The sequence below is a fragment of the Thermostichus sp. MS-CIW-36 genome (genome assembly GCF_054059035.1).
In genome coordinates this window covers 44092-63751 of the sequence record NZ_JBSSBR010000010.1, presented here as the reverse complement: position 1 = coordinate 63751, position 19660 = coordinate 44092, and the positions used below count along the sequence as shown (strand labels likewise).

15 protein-coding genes and 1 pseudogene are annotated in these 19660 nt (G+C 54.4%); 3 read left to right on the top strand and 13 right to left on the bottom strand.

Features of this window, described 5'->3' with window-relative positions; all coding sequences use genetic code 11:
• Positions 1-8: 8 nt before the first annotated feature.
• From ACVWVQ_RS06600 to ACVWVQ_RS06550, 11 genes are all read right to left on the bottom strand, one after another.
• Positions 9-1685, bottom strand: a complete 1677-nt coding sequence (locus tag ACVWVQ_RS06600; protein WP_457507547.1) for an NAD+ synthase — start codon at positions 1683-1685, stop codon at positions 9-11.
• A 49-nt stretch (positions 1686-1734) separates the two neighbouring features.
• Positions 1735-2529: a sensor histidine kinase gene (locus ACVWVQ_RS06595; protein ID WP_457507526.1), complete on the bottom strand. Its 795-nt coding sequence runs from the start codon at positions 2527-2529 to the stop codon at positions 1735-1737.
• A 262-nt stretch (positions 2530-2791) separates the two neighbouring features.
• Positions 2792-5236 (bottom strand): PAS domain S-box protein, encoded by a 2445-nt coding sequence (locus ACVWVQ_RS06590; protein WP_457507524.1) that lies wholly within the window; start codon positions 5234-5236, stop codon positions 2792-2794.
• A 206-nt stretch (positions 5237-5442) separates the two neighbouring features.
• Positions 5443-7314 carry an excinuclease ABC subunit UvrC gene (gene uvrC, locus ACVWVQ_RS06585; RefSeq protein ID WP_457507522.1) on the bottom strand — a complete coding sequence of 624 codons (1872 nt, stop codon included), beginning with the start codon at positions 7312-7314 and terminating at the stop codon, positions 5443-5445.
• A gap of 317 nt (positions 7315-7631) precedes the next feature.
• Positions 7632-7922 (bottom strand): nucleotidyltransferase family protein, encoded by a 291-nt coding sequence (locus ACVWVQ_RS06580; RefSeq protein ID WP_414329506.1) that lies wholly within the window; start codon positions 7920-7922, stop codon positions 7632-7634.
• A 203-nt stretch (positions 7923-8125) separates the two neighbouring features.
• Entirely contained in the window at positions 8126-8461 is a 336-nt protein-coding gene (locus ACVWVQ_RS06575) for a putative toxin-antitoxin system toxin component, PIN family (RefSeq protein ID WP_414329508.1), read from the bottom strand.
• Complete coding sequence (locus ACVWVQ_RS06570; protein ID WP_414418970.1) at positions 8451-8675, bottom strand: hypothetical protein; 225 nt, start codon at positions 8673-8675, stop codon at positions 8451-8453. The genes ACVWVQ_RS06575 and ACVWVQ_RS06570 overlap by 11 nt, the downstream gene beginning before the upstream one ends.
• Before the next feature lie 258 nt (positions 8676-8933).
• Positions 8934-10586 (bottom strand): hypothetical protein, encoded by a 1653-nt coding sequence (locus tag ACVWVQ_RS06565; RefSeq protein WP_457507520.1) that lies wholly within the window; start codon positions 10584-10586, stop codon positions 8934-8936.
• A 7-nt stretch (positions 10587-10593) separates the two neighbouring features.
• Positions 10594-11358, bottom strand: a complete 765-nt coding sequence (locus ACVWVQ_RS06560; RefSeq protein WP_414388693.1) for a protein phosphatase 2C domain-containing protein — start codon at positions 11356-11358, stop codon at positions 10594-10596.
• An 11-nt stretch (positions 11359-11369) separates the two neighbouring features.
• On the bottom strand, positions 11370-12209 hold the full coding sequence (locus tag ACVWVQ_RS06555) for a VWA domain-containing protein (RefSeq protein ID WP_457402124.1): 840 nt from the start codon (positions 12207-12209) through the stop codon (positions 11370-11372).
• A 12-nt stretch (positions 12210-12221) separates the two neighbouring features.
• Complete coding sequence (locus tag ACVWVQ_RS06550) at positions 12222-12530, bottom strand: hypothetical protein (RefSeq protein WP_457507518.1); 309 nt, start codon at positions 12528-12530, stop codon at positions 12222-12224.
• A gap of 491 nt (positions 12531-13021) precedes the next feature.
• On the opposite strand from ACVWVQ_RS06550, the pseudogene ACVWVQ_RS06545 reads away from it, so the two are divergent.
• The 3 genes and pseudogenes from ACVWVQ_RS06545 to ACVWVQ_RS06535 form a co-directional block, all read left to right on the top strand.
• Positions 13022-13189, top strand: a pseudogene (locus ACVWVQ_RS06545) (tyrosine-type recombinase/integrase); the annotation flags it as partial.
• Positions 13190-13454: 265 nt separating this feature from the next.
• The gene (locus ACVWVQ_RS06540) at positions 13455-17441 is read left to right on the top strand and encodes a magnesium chelatase subunit H (RefSeq protein ID WP_457507516.1); all 3987 of its coding nucleotides are present in this window, start codon (positions 13455-13457) and stop codon (positions 17439-17441) included.
• A 102-nt stretch (positions 17442-17543) separates the two neighbouring features.
• Positions 17544-17918, top strand: coding sequence for a DUF6883 domain-containing protein (locus tag ACVWVQ_RS06535; protein ID WP_457507514.1), 375 nt, complete (start codon positions 17544-17546; stop codon positions 17916-17918).
• Between the two features lie 269 nt (positions 17919-18187).
• Here the strand turns inward: ACVWVQ_RS06535 and ACVWVQ_RS06530 are convergent, their stop codons facing one another.
• Positions 18188-19042 (bottom strand): prepilin peptidase, encoded by an 855-nt coding sequence (locus tag ACVWVQ_RS06530; RefSeq protein ID WP_457507512.1) that lies wholly within the window; start codon positions 19040-19042, stop codon positions 18188-18190.
• Between the two features lie 122 nt (positions 19043-19164).
• The gene (locus ACVWVQ_RS06525; RefSeq protein ID WP_011432545.1) at positions 19165-19365 is read right to left on the bottom strand and encodes a hypothetical protein; all 201 of its coding nucleotides are present in this window, start codon (positions 19363-19365) and stop codon (positions 19165-19167) included.
• Positions 19366-19660 lie beyond the last annotated feature (295 nt).

Below are 19660 nucleotides of genomic sequence, written 5' to 3'. Positions count from 1 at the left end.
GGAGTATGTCACATGATCCCTTCTTGACGCTTGGCGATTGGCATCCGCCAGCCGGTGCCGAAGGCGCGATCGGTGATGCGCAGCCCAGGGGGAGCTTGGTGTCGCTTGAACTCGGCATTCTGAACCAGCCGCAGCACGTGCTGCACCGTGTCGGGATCGAACCCTTGAGCCACCAACTCGGGGCCGGATTGATGCTGCTCGATGTGCCGCTGCAGGATCTTGTCCAGCAAATCGTAGGGGGGCAAGCTGTCGCTATCTTGTTGGCCGGGTCGCAATTCTGCCGAGGGGGGCTTGGTCAGCGTAGCAAGCGGGATCCGCTCCTGCTGTCGGTTGATCCAGCGAGCCAAGCGGTACACCCAGGTCTTGGGCACATCGGAAATCACCGCCAGGCCACCGGACATATCCCCGTAAATGGTGCAGTAGCCCACTGCTAGCTCTGATTTGTTGCCTGTGGTCAGGAGCAGCCGCCCGAACTTGTTGGAAAGGGCCATGAGGAGGGTGCCGCGAATGCGAGATTGCAGGTTTTCTTCCGTGATGTCTGGGGGGAGGCCGGCAAAGGGCTCTGCCAAAAGCTGGTGGTAGCTCTCCATGATGGGCTGAATCGGCAGCTTCAGGGTCGGGATCCCCAGGTTTTGCGCCAGTTGGTAGGCGTCGGTCAGGCTGCCAGGGCTGGAATAGGGAGAGGGCATGAGCACCCCCAGCACCCGCTCCGGCCCCAAAGCATCGGCAGCAATCACAGCAGTGACGGCAGAATCGATCCCCCCCGACAGGCCCAATACCACCTCGCGAAAGCCACATTTGCTGACGTAATCGCGGGTGCCCAAAACCAACGCCTCGTACAGCTCAGCTTCCGGCTCGGTCGGCCAGCGGGATCCCGCGGTCGGTGGGCTCTGGTCTGGGTTGGGAGACTGGGTCAACTCGTCCACATCCAGGATGAGCTGATCCGGCTGAAAGGCAGCCGCTTGGGCCACAACCCGACCCCAGCGATCCAGGGCGCAACTGGCCCCATCGAAGATGAGATCGTCGTTGCCCCCCACCTGATTGACGTAGAGAATGGGCAGGGCGTGCTTGCGGGCCAGGGATCCCAGCATCTCCACCCGCAACTTCTGTTTGCCCAGGCTGAAGGGAGAAGCCGAGAGGTTAATCAGCAGGTCGGCACCGCAGCGGGTCATCTGTTCCACCGGATCCCAGTGGTAGCGACGGTGCTGCCAAAAATCGCGGTCGTTCCAAATGTCTTCACAAATGGTAAAGCCCAGGCGGCGGCCACGGTACTCGATGGGTTGGGGCTGGGATCCCGGCTCAAAATAGCGATCTTCGTCGAAGACATCGTAGGTGGGCAAGAGCGACTTCTGAAACCAGTGGCGGATCTGGCCCCCCTCCAGCCAGGCAGCAGCATTGTAAAGGGGCCGACCCTCAGGCAGAGGATTGGGCTGCACGGATCCCACGACCACCGGAATGCTGGCCTGTAACCGGCTGGCCAAGTGCTGCAAAACCTGGCTTGCCCTCTCGACCAGGGCCGGATAGAGCAACAAATCGCGGGGTGGATATCCCAGCAACGCCAGCTCGGAGGTGATGGCCAACTCTGCTCCCGCCGCCGCCACTGCCTCGACCGCCGAACGGATGCGCTCGGCATTTCCGCTCAGATCGCCAACGGTATAGTTCAGTTGCAACAGCGCTACCTTCACCCTGCCCCCCATATGGTAAATCTCACCATAAGTGGCCCAAACCGAATCGTCAACAAGATTCTGCTGCGGGCAAGCGAAGAATAAACGTGGTTTGGTGGGCAGTGCTTTCCACCTGCAAAGAGCCGCCCAAGTGGTTGGCAATGGCTTGGGCCAGAGCCAATCCCAAGCCTGTTCCCCCCTGCTGCCAGGGATCCGAGTGGGGGATGCGATAAAACTGCTCGAAAATGCGTTCTTGTTCTTCGAGGGGAATGGTGGTGCCCGTGTTGGTCAAGCGCAGCTCCCAGCGGTCGGAACCTAAAGCAACAGCCTCTAGGACAATGTGTTTGCCGGCGGGCGTAAATTTGTGGGCATTGGTCAAAAGCTCACAGACCAAGCGTTCCAACAGGCGGGGATGGGTGTGCAGATAGGGCAGGTGGGGATCCCAGTGAACTTCTAGGGTTTGCTGCCGCTTGCGCATCCGGTCTTGGAACCGATTGATAAGAGGTGCCAAAAGGAGAGGCAGGTTAACCTGCTCAGAGGGCAGCTTGAGCGTATTGCCCGACAAATTTTGTAGATCCAGAAGATCGTTAATTAGGGAGATCTCTCGCTCGCACGCCTGCTCCAGAACCTCAAGATACTGGATTTGCTTGGGGGTGAGAGGAGAAACTTGATGGCTCAGTTTCAGCAGGTGAACCGAGAGGCTAATGCTGGTAAGGGGAGTGCGCAGCTCATGGGAGACGGCGGCCAGGAAGTTATCCCTAATTTGGCTGAGTTTTTTCAATTCCGTCACCTGAGCCTGGCTGCTGAGGTAGAGCCTGGCCTGTCGCAGGGCAATCGCGCACTGGGCCGCCATTTGCTGGGCCAAATCGATTTCCCAATCGCTAAAACTGATACATTCACGCTGAACTCTCCTGAACATGGTTCAGGAAAGAAGCGATCGCATCCTGCCTATCTCTGTTCGCGTCAGCGGGACGGAGTCCAAACAGGAAGGCGGTATCCCGCAAAGCCCTGAGGAATACCCCCCGAGCGCTTTCCCCCTTCACTTCCCGGCAACCGTTGCGGTGGACTCAAGGATCAGGGGGAAACTTGGTCTACTATATCCCTCTCAATGACTTTTGCCAAACCGCCTAAAGCTCAGTAAATTCAGCAAAGTTCAGGGTTTTGGGGGTTAGAGGCATGCTCTCCTCAGGAGGCCGAGCCAGCCACAGATCCCCAAGAATGCCCTGATCGTCCGCAATGGGGCAGGCCAGCTTGGTCAGATAGGGGGGCAGAGTGTTGGGATCCCGTTGGCGATCCCGAGCGCACAGTTGAAAGCACCAGCCTCGCCATAGCTGTTCGTAGAAGAGGGGAAAATCTTTCATCCAAACCCGAGCCCCGACCCCAGAGGTCGAAAGCGTCGTGTATTCATAGCTGATCAGGGAGTAGGTTCGGCGGCTATCGTAAAGGCCGACATTGCAAAAAAGAACGCCCAAAAATTTCCCCAGCTCGTTCACAACTGTCTGCAAGATCTGCCTTTCATCCAGAGTTGCCCGTATCTGATGGATGAGGCGGCGCAGAATCGATTCAAACTGCAGACTGCGTTCCAGTTGCTGGGTTCGCTGTTGCACCAGGGCTGTTAACTCAGCTTCTCGCGTTTGCTGGGCCAGCTCCAAACGCTTGCGCAGGGTGATATCGCGCACCAAAACAATGGCCTCATCCGGCCCAAAGGGCAACAGACGGGCCTCGCGATATTCCGGCAATGCTTCCGCCGCGTCTTGAGAAATTTGAGGAAGCGGATATTCAATAACCTGAATTTCTCCCGTTTGAAAGGCTTTCTCCAACAAGGGAGCAAAGTAGATTTTCCAATGCTCTGGAAACAGATCTTGAATGTATTGGTTGAGATAGCGGTCATCGGGATAGGCGGATGCAAATCCTCTGGGGGTCTTATAGGACAAGACTAGCCCTTGCCGATCCACTTGCAAAAGCATATCTGGGATCGCTTCGTAAAGAGCGCGGTAACGTGCTTCGCTGCGGGCCAGATCGGCCAAACTTTCTCGCAGGTGAGTTTCGGCCCTTTTTCGCTCGGAAATATCTTCTAGAAATTGGATGGCAAACAGAGGCTCGTTTTGAGCGTTTCGCACCGCGAAGAGTTGTAAGCGAACCCAGATCTCTCTGCCATCTTTACGGCAAATCACCTTTTCATATTCATAGTTGTTGGTGTACCCGGAAAGCAGTTCATTCCAGAGTATCTCGCCCCGTTCTCGGTCTTCGGGATAGGGAGTGTAATCTTCCGCTTTCAGAGCCGACCAATCTTCCTCGCTGTACCCTGTAATCTCTGCCATTGCCGGGTTGAGGCTGAGATACCGGGGATCAGGATCCAAGCTCATCAGAGCAATCCCTTGGCTACAGAAGTTGAAGATCCCCTGCAATTGGTTTTGAATTTTCTCAAGAGCAGATTTGATGGATCGGCGCTCGCTAATATCATCCAGGAAGTAAACGGCAAACAGAGGCTTTTGTTCTTCATCTCTCACAACATAAACCTGAGACTTTACCCAGATGATTTGGCCATTCTTACGGGTGTAGGGATGTTCCCATTCATAATGACTGCGCCGACCCTCGATCATCTCCTGCCAGAGGTTTTTTAGGGTTTCAACATCAGCCAAATCTGGGATATAGGCCTCCAGAGGCAAAGCCTTCAATTCCTCTGCAGAATATCCTGTTATATCCTTGAGGGCTGAGTTCATGCCATGCGGACTAGCTTCTGGCTCAAGAGGCAGCAGAGAGATGCCCAAATTGCAGGACTCCACAATTCCCCAGAATCGCTGTTGAATCTCCAACAAGGTCAGCTCTAGCCGCTTGCGCTCGGTGATATCTTGAATGCAGCCAAGCACGCAATCTGCTCCGTGGGGAACAACGCAAACTTCCTGGTGACGGAGCTCCCCTGCTGAGTTGGTTAGGGGAAACTCCAGAGTTTGCCGGGATCCGCTGCTCAAGCAACGGTCAATCAGCCTCTGCAGTTGATCGCCAACCTCAGGGCCGAACAGCTCTCCCACTGCTTTTCCCTGAATATGCTCTGCTGAGAGTGAAGCAAAATAATTATTCTCCGGGGAAGAAATCAGCTCTAGGCATTGGCCTTCTCGGCTAAAAATCATCAAGGCTTGTGGAATAGCGCAAACCAGCCTTTCGTAGCGGAGCTGGCTCTCTGCAAGCGCTTGTTCAGCCCGCTTCTGTGCCGTGATGTCTTCCACATACCCCTCAAAACAGAGGGGATCCCCTGCCGGATTGCGGACGACTTGAATTTGTTCTCGCACCCACAAGTCCAAGCCCTTGCGACTGTGGATCAAAAACTCTTGCGCCACTCTCCCGTCGCCGACTTTGCCTGCAAGCAGATCCTGGAAAATCTGACGACGACCGGCAGCGTCAGCATAGAGATGATGGCCAAAATCCGACAGATGGCGCATCAAATGGGCAGAGGAAGTATAGCCGTATATCTCGGCAAGCTTGGCATTTGCAAACCGGTATCGTCCCTGCAGATCCACACGAAAGACCCCAATGGGGGCATTTTCCAGGAGCACATCAAGTTCGGCCAGCATCAGGATCCCTTATTGGCAAGCAGTACCAGGGCACTGAGAACACCTGTCCTTGGGATTATGTATCATTTCTGCCTTAAGCGATGTTTCCCGCACTACAAGTTCCCCCGTGATCTCGTAAAATCACGGGCGAGGAAGGGTGCTTAGGTTTCTGTGGATGTTACCCCGTGGGCTGCCGGTAGGGCAGGGATCCCTGCGCGGATTCTCAACTACTCCACCTGCGCTGTCTCCGGGGATCCCGCCTGAGTTTCTGGGTGAAAGTAGCGGTAAATCTGTCGGGCAATCTTCGGGCCAATGCCGGGCACCTGGGCCAACTGGTCTTCTGAGGCCACCTGAATGCGGGCAATCGACCGAAATTCTTCCATCAGCAGCTTTTGCCGATACTTGCCTAGGCCGGGGATCTCGTCCAGCGTAGAGGCATGTTGACGCGCTTTCCGTTGCTGGCGATGAAAGGCGAGAGCAAATCGGTGGGCTTCATCTCGCAGGCGTTGCAACAACAAGCGAGCCGGATCTTGGGCCGGCAACCGCAAGGGCACGGGATCCCCCGGCAGAAAGATCTCTTCTTCTCGTTTGGCCAAGGCAATTACCGGCAGGTGATCCAGCCCCAAATCCGCCAAGACGGCCATGACTGCCGACAACTGCCCCTTGCCCCCGTCGATGAGCACCAAATCCGGCTGATCCTCAGGGGTCATTTTGCTGAAGCGACGCCGGGCCACTTCTGCATGGCTGGCAAAATCATCGGAGTGACCGGGGCGCACCTCAGGGTTGCGAATCTTGTAGCGGCGGTAGTGCTGTTTGGCAGGCAGGCCATCGATAAACACCACCTGACTGGCCACAGCATCGGATCCCTGGATGTGGGAAATATCGTAGGCCTCTAGACGGCGGGGCACATCCGGCAAATCCAAGACTTCTGCCAAGCGCTCCAAGGCCGCGGCATCCCGATCCGCCAAGCGCTGAGTGCGGGTTAGCTCCAGTTGTGCATTCCGCTCAACCAACTCGATCAGCTCGGCTTTGCTCTGCCGTTGGGGGGCAACAAGGCTGACCTTGCGGCCTTTTTTCTGACTCAGCCAAGACTCCAGAAAATCGTGATCGGGCAATTCATACTGGGTCAAAATCTCAGAGGGAATTTCCACCGGATCACAGTATTGATAATGCTCTTGTAAAGCCCGCTGCAAGATAAGGCCTGGGTCGTCACCGCGGTTTTCGGCCACAAACCCCAGCCGCCCCACCAACTTGCCCGCTCGCACCTGAAACAACTGAATGCAAGCTCGCGAATCGTTCATGGCCAAGGCCAGAGCATCACGGCTGACGGTAGAGTTAGGCAAAGAGACCTTCTGGGATTCTCCCAATTGTTCCAAACCGCGAATTTGATCCCGATATCGTGCGGCTGCCTCATAATTTTCCTGTTCGGCGGCCTGGATCATCTTCTCTTGCAGCTCTTGGATCAGCTCATCTGTCTGGCCTTGGAAGATCATGGCCACTTGAGCCAGCGTCTTGCGATACTCTTCTGGGCTGATCAAGCCTTGGCATACTCCGGGGCAGCGCCCAATGTCGTAGTTCAAACAGGTGCGATCTTTGTACAGAGGTTTGGGCCGTTGGCGCAAGGGAAAAATCCGTTTGACCAGTCCAAGGGTGTGGCGCAATAGACCAACATCGGTGTAGGGGCCATAGTATTTGTCTTGATTCCGATCAAGGCGACGATGGCGGGTGATGTAAAGCTGGGGATAAGGCTCCGACCAGGTAATACACAAATAGGGATACTTTTTATCGTCCTTAAGGAGAACATTATAAGGGGGCTGATGGGTCTTAATCAGATTGTCTTCTAGGGCTAGGGCTTCACTTTCATTGTCGGTTACGATAAACTCGATCTCGCAAACCTGAGCTACCATGCGCTGAATGCGAGGGGACAGGTCGCCGGTGAAGCGGAAATAAGATCGCACTCGAGAGCGCAATTTCTTGGACTTGCCCACATAGAGAATCTGATCCGTGGCATCTCGCATTAAATATACGCCAGGTTCAGCAGGAATCTCCTTGAGACGGCTCTCTAGAACGTCACGGTTGTGAATCAGAGGGACGGTCATAAAGTTCAGTTCTACCGGGTAGAGTCAGGGATCCCATGACTTCAATATAGCAATGATACGACTTTCCCTGGCAACACCGACTTCAGCCCCTGTAGAGGTATAGTCATTCCGAATAAGTCTGGGACATTTGCCCTGCCTTCGATCTCTAACCGGCCAACACAAACATACCCCTTATCTGTCTCCCAAAGCAGACTAGGGGAACCTGGGATCCCCAAGTTGCTTTCCTGCAGTCTGAAACAACCATATATCCTGGCCCAGAGGGATCCTCATCTAACTTAATTGCCTCTATTTCCGATCTTACTCTGTTCTGCCAATCTCTAGAAGGCACGAACCACCTCCCGGAGAACGGATTCTTGCAGATAGGGCTTGAGGGAGTCAGGCGTACCTAGATCAACCGGACTCTCTAAAATTTCCTCTAGATATCGTTTCAAGCGTACAAAAGTGAACAATCCAACTGGACGGTCAAACTCTACTAGCAGATCGATATCACTGTCTGTTTGCGCTTCATCCCTTGCTACTGAACCAAAGAGCATTAGAGACTTTACGCCAAAGTCCTTCAGAGTGTTCTGGTGATTTGCCAGTAATGTAAGGACTTCCTGTTTTTGCATTACCCAACCTGCAATGAAAAGAAAAGTCCATTAGGAATTATAGCTCACCTATTTCCTCTCAATTACGACTCAAACAAAGATTCATAACGCTTTGCAGGTCGCAGGCACAGTTGAGCCGAGGCACACCTTGCAGAGGACAGGGATCCCTGGGTTCCCGCAATGAGGGCATTTGAGCTTGCTCATCATCTTGTCTCTGGGTACATCTAACGGCACGCACATCTTGCCTTGCCATTAACAGCCAGTTCAAGAAACTTGTCGTCTTTGGGATCACGACACGTCGCCACGCGCTCTACAATCTCCACCAAGACGCCATCTCTAACAAAAGTGCTCAAGAACTCCATCCGTTCTTCCTCGGTTATATACCTTTCAAATCCTTTGCGCCGCAGGACATCGCTCAATTCTTCAACGGTCACACGTGAGATAAGCAATTTGCCTCTCTGTGTTGCCCTGTCAAAGACTTGACGAGTGACAGAACATCTCAACAGGAGCGCACTGATAACAACATTGGTATCAAAAACAAAGCATGGTTCATTCGACATTCAGCAGAGATTCCAGTATCTCAGGAGTTAAGCCACACTCCTGTGCTTTTTGGCTGATTTCATCTATGACAACCTGAAGGGGACGCGGTGGTACGATGAGGTCGCGCAGCCAAAGGTTAAGTAACAACTGAAACTTTCTTTGCAGGTCAGCAGGAATTTGACTGTAAAGTCTCGCTGTATCTGCATCCAGAGGAATGGTAATCACTGTGTTCATCTTTCCAACTCCTCGATGTTGGATATTATTACACTTGAGATTAAGTCGCGCTGGCTAACGGCTAAACTCACCCGCCGCCAGTAGGTTTGGGTACTGTTCAAAGATTAGCATCAAGTCGGGTGCAGTGACTTGTTATGTTGGGTAACCCATCAGCCCCAAAAGCATCAGGATCCCCAGCCTCGTTTTGTCCAAGTGGTGCGGAATGGACCCCAACGGAAGATTTTTCTGAATCGCCAGCTCATAGAGTGTGTTGTCCTTTCATAATCGCTTGCCAATTTGGTAACCGAGCACGGCGCCTGCCACGAAACCCCAGAAACCCAAAACTAATGCACCGACGATTCCGAGTATTAATCCGCCAAGGATGCCGTGGGAAGAATCAAATTTCTTTGACGGAGATGTGGTCGATGACGGAGTACCACCAGGAGTAGCACGTTTGCCCGAATAGATAGTATTAAAAAGTGAAGAATCAAATTTCTTTGACGGAGATGTGGTCGATGACTGAGTACCACTAGGAGTAGCACGTTTGCCCGAATAGATAGTATTAAAAACTGATTCGTCAGGTTGTGAAATTGGGCGTCGAATCTGTGGAGATGGCGATACAGACGGCTTGACTCCTAGCCATTGGCGAGCTTCTTCCTCGCCTGACAATATTTGAACTTGAGACGGAAGTTCGATTGTCATCTGTGGTCTGTGCCGATAGCTACCAATTACGCCAGTAACTTTGACCCACTTGCCAACGAGAGAATGAGGATCAACATTATCACGGTGGAACGCAGCCAGGGAAGTCGACCACAAAACAAGTGTAAAGGTTTGGTGTGGGTAAGAACCGAAGTTGAGGAATATGTAAGGTTGTCCGTGCTTAGTTAGTGCAGAATGGTAATCGGTAATCAGTCCGATTACTTCCACCCGGTCGCCGATATGTTCTGAGAGTGAGCCAGAAAGAGAAGCGTCAATGACTGGATACTGGCTGCGCCTTTGGGGAACAGTAACGGCTGGAGCGGGAGGGCGGGCTGTGATCTTTGGAAAGGTGAAGTTGCCAGAAATGAACTGATCAAGAGACGGAACTTTATCGAATTCGAGCCTGCAAACACCCCTGAATCTCTCCACAAGAGGGGCAAGTTGGGAGATTCTAGAAATGTCAATGAGAAGTGGAGATGACTCGACATCTGCAAAGTCATTTGAGCAAAATAGGATATTCTCGCTGTTGTTGTACTTGTGCCAGAGAGGGGGCGAAGCGGCGACCGCTGAAAGACCGAGATATATCACGATGGCCGAAAACCGGTCAATCGTTGAATTGTAATGAGCAGCGGTTCTTGAAGGATGCTGATAGTTAAGATGTCCGATCTCATTTGTCTTAAGGCTGGAGAGTTCGGGGAGGTAGAATCCATCGTAATCGATAAGGTAGAGCTTCCCTTGCTTGACGAGAATATTACCGTGCTGGAGATCCCCGTGAGCTACTTTGAGGCTTTCAAGACGTTCCACCAAATCGACAAACTCTTGAATGAGCTTAGAAATCTCTCCAGGCTTAGAGATATTGCGGTCGATGAAGGTGTTCAGAGTTTCGCCATCGAGCCACTGCATCTTTATGATGGGATGCCACTGGCTGCCAACTCTAATTCCTTGATTAAGACAAATGGCCTTTACAAAAAAACCGTCTGTACAGGTTTGCAGGAACCGCCCAATAGCTTCATAGCGTCTCTGCAAATCTGGAATGGATCTGGTGAAACAGCGGACTGCCCAATGTTGCGAATGATTTTGGAGATGAAATGTGGTTGTGAACCCTCCGGAGTAAGGCTTAGGAATTCCGAACTGATCAGGTTCTGGGATGGAAACCTTTAATTCCGGATCGCTGAAAGCTGTGCTGGGGTTTTGAACTGCAGCTAAGTATTCATCGCCTCTTGGTAATGGCATAACAAATTCAGAGCCTCACTAAGAGTAAGGTGATGTCATCATTTTTCAGGCGGGTAGAACGACGCGCATCATTCGCCCACGCTTTGAATGATTCCTGAGGCGACGAATTCTCGGTAAAACCGTAGAGAATGTTCCAGGGCTTTTCATTGTTCTCATGCTCGGTGAGGAACCAACACGCGAGGGCATCTGTGGCAAGTAGCAAGAGATCGCCTGATTGCCATTCTGCAGTTTGGCGCTTGACTTTCTCCCAGAGTTGCGAATTGCGGGCCAAATTGGTGGAAAGCAAAGTCGGAGAACTTCCAAATTCGCTTGCGCTGGAAATGGGAAAAGAGAGGACAAGATCATCATTGCGGACTTGAAAGAGACAACTGTCACCGACTGCTATTGCTGACCAAGATCCCGATTCGTTTGAATCGTTTGAGTTTGAGGTGAGTTCGACGCCGAGCAGCGTTGCGAAGGCTCCAAGGCGAACCTTTTCTTCTGCAAACCAAGGCAATGGTCTACGGTTTACAAAAGTGTGCCATCGCTTCGATAATATTTCCGTGCGGGCCTGCAGAGCCTGGATGTTCGTGAAGCGTTCTTTGACAAAAGCACGAGTGAGCATCTTAGCCCAATCGGATGCAAAAGAACTCTCAGTTGCACCGTCGGCAATAGCTATTGCAAAAGTCTCCTGATCGATTATGCCATCTATTTTGGGGGCGAAAGCGTCCTCGTAATCGGCTTCTTCATTGCCAAGCTTTTGCAGCCAGAAATGGTGTAGTGAGAGTCTCATAGGTTCCAAAACTAGCGCAGATTGCTTGGACGCGTTCCAATATCCAAGAAACGAATTACCGAAACGATATCAGCGTTGAAAACAAACCCACGGCTTGCCTCCGAGATATGATATCCTTCCTGTTTTGCTGCATTCTGGATGTGTGTTGGCAGTATGCTCGACATACTGAAGAGTAAGCGGGCAAACTCATCGGGCAGTCCGCTATCGGAGTCTGGAAATTCAATAGGATTAGCCTTCTGAGAAGACAAGTGAACATTGAATAGCAAAACGTTACCATCAGAGCTCGCTAATGATTTGATTTCGTTTGCAGCATCAGAAGGGTTTCCATCTGTCGCCTCACCGTCTGTTATGTTTATCACAATGGGAGGAAAGCAGGAAGGGTGCTGGGCAATCCAGTCTTGAACGATCGTCTTGGCCTGCGTTAATGCTTGGCACATTGGAGTTCCTCCGTTAGCGACGGGATCAAACCAAATTGGGAACTTGATAGTCTGTTCCACGAGCCCGCCGGCTCCATCATCCACTTTCTTGCTACGCTCCTCGATTCGAGCCGGTGAATTTGCGATTTGGCTAATGGGTGATAAATCCTTGCCAGCGAGAGAGCCCATAAAGGCTGAACCGACTGAAGCACCATAACCAATTACGCCAACATAGTAATAGTCTCGAACTCCATCGCTCTTGGCACACTTGATGACTAAGTTTTGAAGCAGCTTGTTGATTGCATCGGAGACACCATCCGCTTTTCTTTTGTTTGGCCCACTACCACCGAACGGGTCTGACATCGATCCCGACTGGTCAATGAGGAACAAGAAACAACTCGGATTGGCTCGACTAATTTCGGCTTGATATGGCATTGCGATTTCCTTTCAGATTATTACATTATTAATTGTTGACTTGTAGAATGCAGAACCGACCGCGTTTGACTCATTGACCACCATTTGCTTCCGGTACTCGAATCGGGACAGCGCCATGGCGAAGGTGAATCCAAGAAGAAGGGCAAGCAGTCCCAGGGTTGCCGCTTGAATGCTCCCGATCTGAATTCGCGTCAGCTCGTTTTGTGCTTGGCGTCCTCTGCGACCGAGTTTGTACCCCGAGCCCGCAGCGATCACCATGCATGCAAGCAGCGCGATGGCGATCAGTGCCACTGGTTGGTGATAGAGCAACTCGGTCGTCATTAAAAGCTCCCTGTCGCCTAACATGTGTTTCTGCAGCTAGACGACTGATAATCACCTAAGAAGCAGACTTTTAATCACCTAAGAAGCAGACTTTTCCATCACCTAGTGTAATGCTGCCCTAATTTGTCTGTATAGTCAACATTTTGAGCGATAATTACCTCCAAAGGGTTTTTATCTGGCTGAATGAGCATTAACACACCTATACCTAGACCCAGAAAGCTCCTGGAGCAAGTCAGCTAGAAATCGCAGGAGCCTCGCACTGTACTCATAAAGTCAGTGTCGGGAGGAATGTGCGACTTCACTTGCCTTGTGCTATAATAACATTGCGGGCACCAGAAACGGTTATTTAAGGCACTGGTAACGGTCGATTGGGGCTGCTGTAAACCAGCCTAGAGGTTCGGGCCTGTTTTGTTCTCTGGTAGAGCAGAGCAGGCCCGGGGCTACTAAAAGCCTACTCTGTATCGCTAAAGCGGTACGGAGTCGGGTAGTTTACTTGCCACACCTTCCGCCATAGTTTTGCCACTCATCTCCTGCAAAACGGCTACGACATCCGCACCGTCCAAGAATTGTTGGGCCACAAAGATGTCAAAACCACCATGATTTACACCCATGTGCTGAATAAAGGCGGGCGCGGGGTGAGAAGTCCATTGGATCCTTAGAAGGGGACGCTCTCTGGGGAAGGGATCCTCTTCCCCTTTACAGTACCTCAGCGATCATTGCGAATTGTTACGACCTTGCCGCCATGCCCCCAGCAGGGATCCGTTTCTCTGGTAGAACGGGAAACAGACAATAGGGGATCCTGCCTATCGCGTCAGCGGGACGGAGTCCTTTCGCGTCAGCGGGACGGAGTCCTTTCGCGTTGGCAGGACAGAATCCTTTCCCCGGTTCACTCATCTTTTGCATTGCACGACGGAGAGCGACCGCATGTTTACTCTGGTTAAGCCCATCACCCGCCACGTTACCCCTGCCGAGGTAGGGGATCGCCGCTTGATGAAGGTGGTGTATGTGGTGTTGGAGCCGCAATATCAGAGTGCCCTGACCGCAGCAGTGCAGCACATCAACGCCCACAACTCCAAGCTGGCGGTGGAGCTGTCCGGCTATCTGGTGGAGGAGCTGCGGGATCCCGCGGGCTATGAGGCTTTTCGGCGGGATCTGGAAACGGCCAATGTCTTTATTGGATCCTTGATCTTCATCGAGGACATTGCCCAGAAGGTGGTGCAGGCGGTAGAGCCCCTGCGGGAACGGCTGGATGCGGTGGTGGTGTTTCCCTCCATGCCGGAGGTGATGCGCCTGAACAAGATGGGATCCTTTTCTATGGCGCAGCTGGGACAGTCCAAGAGCGCCATTGCCCAGTTCATGCGCAAGCGCCAGCAGGGATCCAACTTCCAGGAGGGGATGCTGAAGCTGCTGCAGACGCTGCCCAAGGTGCTGAAGTATCTGCCCTTCGACAAGGCGCAGGATGCCCGCAACTTCATGCTCAGCTTCCAGTACTGGCTGGGGGGATCCCGCGAGAACCTGGAGAACTTTTTGCTGATGCTGGCGGATCGCTACCTGCCGGGGATGCGGGATCAGGTGCAGTTTGCCGAGCCGGTCACCTACTTGGAGATGGGCATTTGGCACCCCTTGGCGCCGCAGATGTTTGCCAGTCTGGCGGAGTATTTGGATTGGTACAACGCCCGCGAGGATCTGCCGCAGGACGTGAAGGATCCCTTGGCTCCCTGCGTGGGATTGGTGCTGCAGCGCACCCACTTGGTGACGGGGGATGATGCCCACTATGTGGCCATGGTGCAAGAGCTGGAGTCGCGCGGGGCGCGAGTGGTGCCGGTGTTTGCCGGGGGTCTAGATTTCTCCAAGCCAGTGAACGAGTTTTTCTGGAACGCGCAGAAGACAGCGCCCATTGTGGATGTGGTCGTGTCGCTGACGGGATTTGCCCTGGTGGGAGGGCCGGCGCGGCAGGATCACCCCAAAGCAGTGGAAGCGCTGCAACGGCTGAATCGCCCCTACATGGTGGCGCTGCCCTTGGTGTTTCAATCGACGGAGGAATGGGCCAGCAGCGATCTGGGCCTACACCCGGTGCAGGTGGCTTTGCAGATTGCCATTCCCGAGCTGGACGGGGCCATTGATCCCATCATCCTCTCAGGGCGGGACGCGGCCACCGGCAAAGCTCACGCAATGCAGGATCGGATCGAGCTGATCGCGGCGCGGGCCATTAAATGGGCCAATTTGCGGCGCAAGCCCAAGCTGGAGAAGAAGATCGCCATCACCGTTTTCAGCTTCCCGCCGGACAAGGGCAATGTGGGGACGGCGGCCTACTTGGATGTGTTTGCCTCTATTCACCGGGTGATGCAGGCCCTGGCCAACAACGGCTATGACCTCGGCCCTGTTCGCGACAGCGGGACGGAGTCCTTGCTGCCCAAAACCCCGCAGGAGCTGATGGAGTCCATCCTGCACGATCCCCAGGCCCAGTACGCCAGCCCGGAGCTGAATGTGGCCGCCAAACTGTCGGTGCGGGAATACGAGGCCCTGACGCCTTATGTGAAAGCCATCGAGCAGTACTGGGGGCCAGCACCGGGGCACCTGAACACCGATGGGCAAAACCTGCTCATCTACGGCAAGCACTTTGGCAATGTGTTCATCGGGGTGCAGCCCACCTTCGGCTATGAAGGGGATCCCATGCGGCTGCTTTTTTCCAGGTCAGCCAGCCCCCACCACGGCTTTGCTGCCTACTACACCTACCTGGAGAAAGTTTGGGGGGCGGATGCGGTGTTGCACTTTGGCACCCATGGATCCCTGGAGTTTATGCCGGGCAAGCAGATCGGCATGTCGGGCGAGTGCTATCCGGATAATCTAATTGGATCCCTGCCCAACCTGTACTACTACGCCGCCAACAACCCCAGTGAGGCCACCATCGCCAAGCGACGCGGTTATGCCTGCACCATCAGCTACCTGACGCCGCCGGCGGAAAACGCCGGCCTCTACAAGGGGCTGCAAGAGCTGCGGGAGATGATCGGCTCCTACCAAACCCTGCGGGAGGGGGCGCGGGGCATTGCCATCGTCAACGCCATCTGCGACAAGGCGCGGCTGGTGAACCTGGACAAGGATGTGGAGTTGCCCCAGGGGGACGCCGCCCAGTTGAGCTTGGAAGAGCGGGACAGGGTGGTGGGCAAGCTCTACGCCCAGCTGATGGAGATCGAGTCGCGGCTGTTGCCCTGTGGTCTGCACGTCATTGGAGCGCCCCCCACCGCCGAAGAGGCGATTGCCACCCTGGTGAGCATTGCCAGCATTGACCGCCCGGAAGAAGGGATCCTCGGCCTGCCCCGCATTCTCGCCCAAAGCCTGGGCCGGGACATCGACGAGATCTACCGCAACCGGGATCGGGGACACCTGGCGGATACGGAGCTGCTGGATCGCATCAACAAGGCCTGCCAGAAGGCGGTGGCGGCGCTGGTGCAGGAGCAGACCGACGCCCAGGGCCGGGTCGCGCGGGTGGCCAAGCTCAACTTTTTCAACATGGGCCGGCAAGCCCCCTGGTTGGCAGTCCTAAAAGAAGCGGGCTACCCCCAGGTGGATCCGGATCTTTTGAAGCCCTTGTTTGAATTTCTGGAGGAGTGCCTCAAGCAAATTACGGCAGATTATGAGCTGGGATCCCTGCTGCGGGCCTTGGAAGGGGAGTACATTTTGCCGGGGCCAGGAGGGGATCCCATCCGCAACCCCAATGTGTTGCCGACAGGGCGCAACATCCACGCTTTGGATCCCCAGTCCATCCCCACGGCAGCCGCCATCCAGTCGGCGGAGATGGTGGTGGAACGGCTGCTGGCTCGCGAGATGAGCAGTAACGGTGGCCGGTACCCGGAAACCATCTCGGTGGTGCTCTGGGGCACCGACAACATCAAGACCTATGGGGAATCCCTGGCGCAGGTGCTGTGTTTGCTGGGGGTGCGACCCAAACCCGATGCCCTGGGGCGGGTGAACAAGGTGGAGTTAATCCCCTTAGAGGAACTGGGCCGGCCCCGCATTGATGTGGTGGTGAACTGCTCGGGGGTGTTCCGGGATCTGTTTGTTAACCAGATGGACCTGATCGACCGGGCGGTAAAGCTGGCGGCCACGGCCAACGAGCCCCTGGAGCTGAACTTCGTGCGCAAGCACGCCCTGCAGCAGGCAGAAGAGCTGGGGCTAACCCTGGAACAGGCGGCGACGCGGGTCTTTTCCAATGCGTCTGGCTCCTACTCGGCCAACATCAACCTGGCGGTGGAAAACAGCTCTTGGGAAGATGAAAGCGAGCTGCGGGAGATGTACCTATCCCGCAAGTCCTTTGCCTTTGGCTCGAATCTGCCTAACCAGCAGATGCGGCAGCTTTTTGAAGCCAGCTTGAAGACGGTGGATGTGACCTTCCAGAACCTGGACTCCTCGGAGATCAGCCTGACCGATGTCAGCCACTACTTCGACGCGGATCCCACCAAGCTGGTGCAAAGCCTGCGCCCCGACGGCAAGGCCCCCTCGGCCTACATGGCAGATACCACCACGCCCAACGCCCAGATCCGCACCCTGAGCGAAACCATCCGTCTGGACGCCCGCACCAAGCTCCTCAACCCCAAGTGGTATGAGGGGATGCTCAAGCACGGCTACGAAGGGGTACGGGAGATCGCCAAGCGGCTGGTCAACACCTCCGGCTGGTCAGCTACGGCAGGCGCGGTGGACAACTGGATCTACGAGGAAACCAACGAGACTTTCATCAAGGACGAGGCGATGCGGCAGCGCTTGATGAACCTCAATCCCCACTCCTTCCGGCGCATTGTCGGATCCCTGCTAGAGGTGCATGGGCGTGGCTATTGGCAGACTTCCCAGGCCAATATCGAGCGTCTGCAGGAGCTGTATCAGGAGATCGAGGACAGAATCGAAGGGGTGGAGTAATTAATATGGTTGTTTCAGGTTAGCGTGAGACGTCTGGGCTACTGTTCGCGCCAGCGGGACGGAGTCCTTAGACCTTACGTGAAGTCGGCAAAAGCTGCAACCATGGCCGGATCCTTGCCCAGGGCTTCTAAAGCAGCAGTGGATCCTGCCAAGTTCGTTGATTACTCTATGAATCCAGCTAATCCTGGAAATCAAGGCAAGTGGATTGCCTTTGCAGAGCTTGGCTATGATGTCAGTACACCAGAGGGAAGAAGGGTGGGATTTGCTCACATTCTGCAACAGGTTACTGCTGCTCTGCCTTGCGCCTTAGCCGGGGATCCGTTTCCAACACCCTATGGAAGCCGCTATCGAGTCAAGATTGAAATTTTGGGCCTCAATCAGAAAAAAGGCACTTTAGTGACCGTGTGGCAGGTTGATAAGGAAAGTTTAATCCCTCGTTTGGTCACCAATTGGCTAGAGGTACACAATGATGAGTAAAACCACTTCTAGAATCAAGCCATACAGTAGAGTCAAAACTGTGGCAGATGTCAAGGAGTATTTCAGCGAGACCACTATTCCTGCTGGAACTCAGGGATCCATTGTGGAATGTTACTCAGATCCCACTGAAGGCTATGCGGTTGATTTAGCGGTTCCGGATTTGAGCTTGGTAGGAGGTTTTCGATATTTTAATCTCATTCTTTTTCCCGATCAGTTTGAAGTCATAGATCCCGAAACATGAAGTATCCAATGTTGAATGGACGTTCCCTCTACCCCACCAATCCGGCCCAGCGCAGGTAGCCCTCCACCAGTTGGGATCCGGCCAGAGCCGCCACCCCTCCACCCATAGCCAAGTAGGGGCCGAAGGGGATGGGCTTTCCCAGGCGGGCCCGCCCCTTGGTCATGGCCAGCAAGCTAGCCAGCAGGCCAAACCCGGAACCCAAAAGAAGGGCCACCACCACCCCCTGCCACCCCAACCACATGCCGATCAGGGCCAACAGCTTGCCATCTCCCCTGCCCATAGCCTCCCGCCCCAAGACCCAACGGGCCAAGAGGCCAATGCCCTCCAGCAGCCAGAGGCCCAGCACAGCTCCTGCAATCCCTGCCACCAGTGACAGGCCTGTAGCGGCCAGGGATCCGGATCCCTGGAGCCACGGCAGAGCCAGGCGGGCCAAAAGCCCCACTACCAGGCCTGAACGGGTCAGCTCCTCCGGCAGCAAAAAGGTATCCAGATCGATGAGCGCTAGGGCCAACAGCCAGCTCAACAAGATGCAGGTGAGGATCCCTTGGGCAGAAAACCCCAAAGCGCCGATGCTGAGGGCAAACAGGCCCATTGTCAACGCCTCAACGGCAGGGTAGCGCCAGCTAATCTGCGCCCCACAATGGCGGCAGCGACCGCGCAGCAACAACCAGCCCAGGATGGGAATGTTCTCCGTGGGGCCCAGCGGCGTCTTGCAGCTTGGACAATGGGATCCGGGATGGAGCAGAGAAAGACCCTGCGGCAGGCGATAGACCACCACGTTCAAGAAGCTGCCCACACAGGCCCCCAACACCAGCACCAGCACCCAGCCCAGTAGGCGCAGCTCCCAGGTGCCGTTCGCATCAGCGTTGCTCAGCCACATCATGCGAGCGTTGTGCAGTAGGGGAGAATCTCGAGCATGGCAGCCATTCCCATCGCGTCGGCAGGACGGAGTCCCTAAAGGCAGAAAAAGGAAGGATCTGCTCTGTCAGCGTAGCTCCTTGTGCCTCACCGCAGCGGCTCCAATTGCTGCAGCGGAATAAAAGTTTCCTGGGGCAAGAGAATGGGAAACTCGGAAAAGATCAGATCCCCTCGCAGGGTACGGCGGTGAATAACTACCCCCCGCGGAGGTTGCTCCAGCACTTCCGGTCGATACTGCAGATGAAATTGATAAATCTGGCGAGCCGCTTGAAGCAGAGCGCTGTCCATGAGCTGTTTTCCTTGCCAAATTCACAACTACCCTAACGACATTCCCATCGCGTCGGCGGGACGGAGTCTTTAGACCTTTTGGGATCCCCAAAGTTCTGTCTGCCATCCCTCAGACTTTTTTAGAACGGTTAAGGCTTCTGAAAAGCCGAGGATCCCCTGAGCCGAACACCTGCTGCTTCCCAAAAGACAAGTCACCCGCCCCCGCCAGCCTAAACTTAGGATATCGCCGCCGAGGACTTATGGGTCACCTCCGCCCACTCAATTCTCGATGTCTGTCCAGGAATGGAGGCCATAG